We start from the raw sequence: 7,070 nt of genomic DNA, 5'->3' as shown, positions 1-7,070 counted from the left end.
ACCGCCCCGCGTCCCCCCCCCCCGGCGTGCCCCCGCCCGGGGTTCCCCCGGCCGGGCCGTGGAACGCCGGGAGCTCGTGTCAGCCGTGGTGGTCCGGACCCGCCTTGGTCGGAGTCACCCGGACCAGGACCCGCTTGTCGCGGACCATCGCCGCCTCGTAGTCCGGCCAGTCAGGGTGCTCGCCCGAGATCCCCCGGTAGTAGGCGATCAGGTGGTTCATGGCGTCGGGGAGGGAGATGATCTCCGCCTCGCCCTCGACCTGGATCCAGTTCCCGTAGAAGGCGTCCGTGAAGGCGCAGATCGTCACCTTGCCGTCGCGCCGGATGTTGCGCGTCTTGGCGGCCGTCTCCCTGGTGCTGATGACGAGGTAGCCCTCGTCGTCCACGCCCACCGTCACCGGGGACATCTGCGGGCGGCCGTCGCCGTGCCTGGTGAGGAGCACCGCGCGGTGGTTGTGCCGCAGGAAGTCTCGTGCTTCGTCTAGGTCCATCCACCCATGATTCCGCGCCCGTACCGAGGGCACGGGCGCGGGTCGGGTCGGAGTGTGGGCTCTACAGGAAGCCCATACGGTTATGGCGGTACCGTTCGTGTTCGTGCACGATGGCGGCGGCGTAGCCATGGGACAGCCCGTGCTCGTCGGCGAGCCAGTTGGCCCGCTCGTCACACCTCAGGAAGGCCGGGCCGTTGTCGATGGCTTGAAACCACTCGGGGAGTTCGCGTCCCGTTATCGTTGGGACCCTTGCGATCAGCTTCGTCTGCGTCTCCGGTGAGTGGTTCAAGGACATGGGCACCTCCACGGATTAAGGTCCTTTGCTCGACACTGCAACACGTCCCCCCGAATGACAAGCCCCAACCTCCGAGGTTTTTGTAACGGCGGGTAGATTTTCGGTCGCGCAAAGAGAAGGACCCCGCCGGATCGGCGGGGTCCAGACGGTGTCCAGGAGGCGAACGATCAGTCGCTACGCGTGAAAATGCTGATGAACCGGAGCACCTCGAGGTAGATCCACACCAGGCTCAGCGTCAGCCCGAAGGCGCACTGCCAGGCGAACTTCTCCGGGGCGCCCTGCCGGACGCCTTCCTCGATCGAGTTGAAGTCGAGCAGCAGGAAGAAGCAGCCGATCAGGATCATCGCGATGCTGAAGATCCACCCGATCGGGGAGTCGGTGCGCAGCCCGAGGCCACCTGGGATGAAGATCCCGGCGATCAGGTTGACGAGCACCAGACCGATGGCCGCGAAGCCCGCGGCCACCACGAACCGAACGAACTTCGGTGTCACCCTGACGACGCGCAGCGCGTAGACGGTCAGGACTCCGCCGAAAGCGAACGCGGTGCCGAGCACCGCCTGGAGCACGATCCCGTTGTAGAGGGATTCGTAGGCGCTGCTGATCGCGCCGAGGAAGATTCCTTCAAACGCGGCGTAGCCGAGGATCAACGCCGGGTTGGTGCTCATCCTGAACGAGGCGATCAGCCCCAGGACGAGCGCCACGATGGCCGCGCCGACGGCCACACCCAGGGGGACGTTGAGGTACCAGGCGGCGGCCGCGGCCACGACGAGCGTGCCCAGGGTCATGAAACCGCGCACCACGACGTCGTCGATCGTCATCGCCCGGTAGGCGGGCGGGGCCGGGGGCGCGTACGACGGGGAGTCGTACATGTTCTGCAGTTGTCCGGGGGTGGGCGTCGTGCCCTGCCACCCGCCGGCCTGCCGGGACCGGTTGAAAACGGGGTTCTTGCTCTCCATCGCTGCCTCCTGTGCGCCGAGCTTATTGGACGCGGCGTCACCTAGGTCAACCCGCACTCAGATCTATGTGGTTTCGAGACTTCAGCAGGTGGACAACGAACGGATCCGTTCCTGAGTTCCCGCGGTTACTGAGGGTTGTTTAGTGAGGCATTTCCTCTGGTAGATGCGGGTGCCCCCGGCGGGATTCGAACCCGCACTACAACCCTTTTAAGGGGTTTGCCTCTGCCTTTGGGCTACGGGGGCGCCGCAATCATACGAAACGGACCATGCTTCCGAGGAGCACAACTTCGTATCAGGCGTCACAAGTGTGAAGTCTGCGGTGAAGTGATAGGGCTCCTGACACTCTGTCCAGGAACAGAACGCCGTCGAGATGGTCCAGTTGATGCTGAATGCACCTAGCTTCGAATGCATCCGCCTCGATGGTGACGGGATCTCCCGTGCCAGGCAAGCTGCCGAGCACTGTGATACGCGTCGCTCGCCGTACGTCAGCGGTCAGACCCGCGATCGAGGCGCAGCCTTCCCGCCCGACGCACCAGTGAGACGCCTCAGCGAGCCGTGGATTGACCACCACGAGCTCGCCGGCCCACGACCTACCCCTTGGGTGCCCGGCGGCGTCGAAGGCGATCAGCCGCCAGCTCAGCCCGATCTGGGGGGCGGCCAGGCCCGCGGTCCGCGGCTCGCCGCGCAGGGTGGCGAGGAGATCGGCCGCCGCGGTCACCACGCGGGGGTCGGTGGGATCCACCGGCCGGGCCCGGGCGGACAGGAGCGGGTGCGGAGCGTCGAGCACTCCGCGGGCGGTCCCGTCCGGCAGGGTCACAACAGGTCCGGTTCAACGGGCCGGAAGGTGATCTCGGCATCGAGGCCCGAGCCGACCGTGGCCAGCCCGCGCATCAGCCCGGCCACGTCGACCTCCTCGGGCAGCTCGACGTCGGCGATGAGGACGTACAGCCGGCCGGTGAGCCGGGTGCTCATGCCGGTGATGTTGCCGCCCACCGAGGCGAGCTCGGCGCTGATGGCCGAGATGATGCCCGGCCGGTCCGGGCCGTGGACGGTCAGGACGTAACCGAGCCCGGTCGGCCGGCCGCCGAAGTAGCGGCGGGCCTCGACGGCCGACGCGGTCACCACCAGCTCCGGCGCGCACAGGTGCTTGGTGAGCTCGTCGGCGCTCAGGTCGCCGGAGACCAGCAGCATCATCGCGACATGGCCGCCGAGCAGCGTCATGGTCGAGTCCTGGATGTTCGCCCCGCAGTCGGCGAGCGAGCCGGTGACCGCGGCGATCACGCCGGGCCGGTCCACGCCGAGCACCGTCACCGCTGAGAGCCCCACTCGTGGATCCCCTCTCGATTGAGATCGAGAATGCCGAAACGCCCCGATGCGGCCGCACCGGGGCGCTGCTGTACACGGGCTAGCGGCGGGTCGTCGCCACGGCGGCCCTGAACCCGTCGCGGGGGTGCTCCATCTCGCCCAAAGAGATGGTCTCCCGCTTGAAGAACAGGGCCAGAGTCCAGTCGACGACGACACGGACCTTGCGGTTCAGCGTCGGCACCCGCGACAGATGGTAAGTGCGGTGCATGAACCACGCAGGGAATCCGCGAAGCTTGACGCCATAGACGTTCGCGACGCCCTGGTGCAGGCCGAGACCGGCGACCGATCCGACATACTTGTGGCGGTAGTCGACCAGTTCCTGCCCGCGCAGATGGCGGACCAGGTTGTCGGCCAGCACCTTGGCCTGGCGTACGGCGTGCTGGGCGTTGGGCGCGCAATACTGGCCGGGGTTGGTCACGTCGGGGACGCCCGCCGCGTCACCGGCGGCGAAGGCGTCCGTGACGCCCGCGACCGTCAGCCTCGTCGTGGTCTTGATCCGGCCGCGCTCGTCGAGGGGCAGGCCGCCGTCGTTGACCACCGGGCTGGGCTTGACGCCCGCGGTCCACACGAGGGTGTCGGCGTCGAACTTCGAGCCGTCGGAGAGCACCACGTGGCCGCCCTCGCAGGACTCCAGGCGCGTGTCGAGCTTCACGTCGATCCCGCGCTCGCGCAGCTGCTCCAGCGTCCACTTGCCCATCTCGGGACCGACCTCGGGCAGCACCCGGTTCGTGGCCTCCACCAGCACCCAGCGGATGTCGGACGGCTTGATGTTGCGGTAGTAGCGGGTGGAGTCCTTGGCCATGTCCTCGAGCTCGGCCAGCGCCTCGACGCCCGCGAAGCCCGCGCCGACGACGACGAACGTGAGCGCCCGGCGGCGCGCCTCCAGGTCATCGGTCGACTCGGCCACGTCGAGCAGGTGCAGGACCCGGTTGCGCAGCGCGATGGCCTCGCCCACGGTCTTGAACCCGATGCCGATGTCGGTCAGGCCGGGGATCGGCAGCGTCCGCGAGATCGAGCCGGCGGCCATCACGATCACGTCGTAGGCGATCTCGCGCGGCTCGCCCTCGGCCGGCTGGAAGGTGACGGTCCGCTCGTCGTGGTCGACGGCGGTGACGCTGCCGTTGAGCACGCGCACCTTGGGCAGGACCCGGCGCAGCGGGGCGACCACGTGCCGTGGAGACAGGTTGCCCGCCGCCGCCTCGGGCAGGAACGGCTGGTAGGTCATGTACGAGTGGGGGTCGATGATGGTGATGCGCACTTCGCCGTCGCGCAGCTCCGAGCGGAGCGTGCGCTGCAGTCGCAATGCCGTGTAGAGGCCGACGTAACCGCCGCCGACGATCAGAATGTGCTTGTTCATCCTCGGTTCCCCATCCCATGGGAGCGCTTGTGAAACTATTCACAAGGCTACGTCAAGGGCGCCCCATAAAGCCAATCCCCAGGTGGTGCGACGCGTCACACTCCCAGCGCCCTGGCTCTGACGAAGACGTCGTCGAGCATCTGGGCGGTCACCCGGCCGGTGAAGGTGTTCTGCTGGCTGGGGTGATAGCAGCCCATGAGGGTCACCGGCGCCGGCCCGTACGAGACCTGGACCTCGATGCCGTGCCCGAACGGCGGCCTGACGCGCGGCAGCGTGTAGCCCGCGTCCTTCAGGGCGGGCCACATGGCCTGCCAGGCGAACCCGCCCAGCGCGACGACCACCCGCACGCTCGGCGCGGTCAGCGTGAGCTCCCGCGACAGCCACGGGAAGCAGGTGGCCCGCTCCTCGGGCGTGGGCTTGTTCGCGGGTGGCGCGCACCGCACTGAGGCCACCATCCGGGCGCCGATCAGCCGCTGCCCGTCATCGGCGCGCGTGCTCGTCTCCTGTACGGCCAGTCCGGCTCGGTACAGCGAGGCGAACAGCCAGTCTCCGCTGCGGTCACCCGTGAAGATCCGCCCGGTCCTGTTGCCCCCGTGCGCGGCCGGAGCCAGCCCGACGAGCAGGACGCGCGGCTGGTCGTCGCCCCATCCGGCGACCGGCCGCCCCCAGTAGGTCTCGTCCGCGAACGCGCGCCGCTTCACCTCGGCCACTTCCTCGCGCCATTCCACCAGGCGCGGGCAGGCCCGGCAGACGGACTGCGCGGCCGTGAGCTCCGCCAGGGTGCGGCCGGCGGCGGCGAGGCGGCGCACGTCCTCGGGGTCGTGGGCGACCGGGGTGTCAGCGGTCGCCGGGTCGCCGGGCCAACCGGTGCCTGGAGGTACGAAGCTCATGGCACCGATGGTGCCCGATCACTTGGTGGCCGAAGGACTCGGGCTGGAAGTAGTGGCGAACAGAAAAACCGGGCGGCGCCACGAGGGCACCACCCGGTTCAACTCAACTGATGATCAGGCGCCGGCCGACTTCGGGCAGCTCACCGAGAAGCTGGTGGCCGCGGAAGCGGAGTCGGGGCTGACGACCACGAGCTGGACAGAACCCTTGGTCTCGCTGGCGCTCTGCGCGCCCGCGATGCCCCAGGTCACATCGACACTGCCGGTGACCTGACGCTCGAGGTCCGGGTTCTCACGCTTGCCGTCGATCACCCAGTAGTACTTGACGGTGGTCGGGACGGTGCTGGAGATCGTCGCCTTGAAGTCGACGCCGGGGCCGCGCTTGTCGGCGCAGAACTCGTTGCGCTGGCCGGAGACCGCCAGGCTCGAGACCGAGATCTTCGGCTTCGGCGCCTCGCAGGCGGCGTAGGACTGGCTGATCGAGTCGTTGTTGTTCGGCCCCGAGATGGCCAGGGTGATCCGGCCACCCTTCGTCGCGGAACCGGAGAGAACGCGGTCCGACAGCTCGACGGTACGCGAGCCCTCGCGGCCGAACCCGACCGCACCGCTGTCAACGGACTGACCGTTGACGTACCACGTGTACTCGACCCGCGCGCGGCCGGTCGAGTTGATGGTGGCGTGCGCGCCGACCTTGCAGCCGTCGTTGTTGGTCGCGGTCACCAGGTTGGTGGCCGAGACCCGCACCGAAGGAGCCTCGTCCTTGCACCAGACCTTGTAGTAGGCCCGGTCGGAGGAGGAGGAGCCGCCGCGCCCGACGACCTGCAGGACGGCGTAGCCCCGCTGGCTTTCACGCGGCGAGTAGCCGAAGGAGACGGTCTTCGAGTGGTAGACCTTCGTCCGGCCATAGTCGACGACGCGACCGTTCAGCACCCAGCGGTACTTGACCCACGTCGGGTCGCTGACCTTGATCCGGCCAAGGAAGTCGACCTTGTCGCCGGGGGTACAGGGCCCGACGTACGAGCTCGGGTCGGCCCAGGCGCTGACCGAGATCTTCTTCTTGTCGAGCTGGTCACCGTCGACGACGACGGCGTCCTGGCAGGTGACCGAGAAGTAGCCCTTCTTGGAGGTCAGCTTGCGCGGACCGAGGACCTGCACGGCCTCCCAGCCCTTGACCTCCTCGTTGAAGGTGAGCGTCTGGCCGATCTTGACCGACTTGGTGCCGTGGCCCTTGAGCTTCAGCACCTTGACCTTGCCCTTGGAGCCGTCTCCGTGGAGCCAGCGGTAGGCGAGCTCGGTCTTGCCGTCGAGCTTGACGTTGATCTTGGCCGAGATGTCGACCTTCACCGGGCAGGAACCGTCGTTGTCGCGGGACGACGCCGTGGGCGTGGACACCGAGACCTTGGGCCTGGCCTTGGTGGTGGTCGCCGCGGTGCCGGCCTTGCCCGCGGTGGCCTGGGTGGACGCCTGCGCGGGGGCGGCTGCCAGCCCCGCGACCATGGCGCCCAGCACGGCGGCGGAGGCGCCGAACGCCGCCGCCTTACGCGCTAAAGGACGAGAAGACTTCATGTGAGAGTGCTCCATTCCGTTAGGGAAAAGATGCGCTCGGGAACGGTCGCCACGCCGACACCACCCGTGTCCGGCAATATGACAAAGCCCCCGCAATGCCCCTTTACCTAAGCATAAAACTGATTGCACACTCAACACAGCAGAATCTCAGATT

8 protein-coding genes and 1 tRNA gene are annotated in these 7,070 nt (G+C 68.1%); all 9 read right to left on the bottom strand.

Annotated features, from left to right (window positions below):
- Positions 1-79: 79 nt before the first annotated feature.
- On the bottom strand, positions 80-490 hold the full coding sequence (locus LDL49_RS31710; protein WP_225296382.1) for a PPOX class F420-dependent oxidoreductase: 411 nt from the start codon (positions 488-490) through the stop codon (positions 80-82).
- 61 nt (positions 491-551) lie between these two features.
- Positions 552-785: a DUF4287 domain-containing protein gene (locus LDL49_RS31705; RefSeq protein WP_225296558.1), complete on the bottom strand. Its 234-nt coding sequence runs from the start codon at positions 783-785 to the stop codon at positions 552-554.
- 167 nt (positions 786-952) lie between these two features.
- A complete protein-coding gene (locus tag LDL49_RS31700) occupies positions 953-1,741 on the bottom strand; it encodes a Bax inhibitor-1/YccA family protein (protein WP_225296380.1) in 789 nt (262 codons plus the stop codon).
- A gap of 170 nt (positions 1,742-1,911) precedes the next feature.
- Positions 1,912-1,984 (bottom strand) — tRNA-Leu (locus LDL49_RS31695).
- Positions 1,985-2,033: 49 nt separating this feature from the next.
- The gene (locus LDL49_RS59340) at positions 2,034-2,528 is read right to left on the bottom strand and encodes a peptide deformylase (RefSeq protein WP_225296556.1); all 495 of its coding nucleotides are present in this window, start codon (positions 2,526-2,528) and stop codon (positions 2,034-2,036) included.
- Positions 2,529-2,554: 26 nt separating this feature from the next.
- Positions 2,555-3,067 (bottom strand): glycine cleavage system transcriptional repressor, encoded by a 513-nt coding sequence (locus tag LDL49_RS31685; RefSeq protein WP_225296378.1) that lies wholly within the window; start codon positions 3,065-3,067, stop codon positions 2,555-2,557.
- Positions 3,068-3,146: 79 nt separating this feature from the next.
- A complete protein-coding gene (locus LDL49_RS31680) occupies positions 3,147-4,463 on the bottom strand; it encodes an NAD(P)/FAD-dependent oxidoreductase (protein WP_225296376.1) in 1,317 nt (438 codons plus the stop codon).
- Positions 4,464-4,558: 95 nt separating this feature from the next.
- Positions 4,559-5,353 carry a uracil-DNA glycosylase gene (locus LDL49_RS31675; protein ID WP_225296374.1) on the bottom strand — a complete coding sequence of 265 codons (795 nt, stop codon included), beginning with the start codon at positions 5,351-5,353 and terminating at the stop codon, positions 4,559-4,561.
- Between the two features lie 114 nt (positions 5,354-5,467).
- Positions 5,468-6,916, bottom strand: a complete 1,449-nt coding sequence (locus LDL49_RS31670; RefSeq protein WP_225296372.1) for a hypothetical protein — start codon at positions 6,914-6,916, stop codon at positions 5,468-5,470.
- Positions 6,917-7,070 lie beyond the last annotated feature (154 nt).

This window comes from Nonomuraea aurantiaca, assembly GCF_020215705.1.
GTDB classification, from domain to species: Bacteria; Actinomycetota; Actinomycetes; order Streptosporangiales; family Streptosporangiaceae; genus Nonomuraea; species Nonomuraea aurantiaca.
Note: the sequence above shows the minus strand (reverse complement) of the source record. Positions and strands in the feature narration are given on the sequence as shown.